At 72.2% G+C, this 453-nt stretch carries 1 pseudogene; it reads right to left on the reverse strand.

The features are described 5' to 3' along the window. Window positions 1-104 precede the first annotated feature (104 nt). A pseudogene (locus AC1DYG_RS19730) lies at window positions 105-453 on the reverse strand (hypothetical protein); the annotation flags it as partial.

The following is a 453-nucleotide window of genomic DNA, read 5'->3' on the forward strand; positions in this document are numbered from 1 at the left end:
CGTCCAGACCGCGTCGACGACGGCGCCGAAGTTGCCCTCCCCGAGGTCGGTGAGCGTGGTCAGGTCCGCGAACGGCCGGGGGGAGGTGAGGATGGAGGGAGCGCTCATGTGGTGTCCTCTCGGAGCTGTTGCGACGGCTCGGCCGTCAGGGTTCGGGACGCGATGTCCTGGTGGGCGAGGCGGCGCATGGCGGCGAGCACGGGTTCGTAGACCGCGGTCCCGAGCACCGCGTACTCGACCGCGGCCTCCGTGGACCCGACCGGCATGTGCGCGAGGTCGAACTCGGCGATCGCCTGGACGTGCCGGCCGTAGTTGTCGAGGCGTTCGACGGTCATCGGGATGCCGACCGCCTCGACCGCCGCGAGCGCCCGGTCGAGCTGCCCGACTGCCGGGAAACGCGGGTCGTAGACCTGGCCGAGGTGCTCGAGCGCCCACTGCGCCCGGGGGTTCTCC

Source organism: Pedococcus sp. P1_H8 (assembly GCF_056405175.1).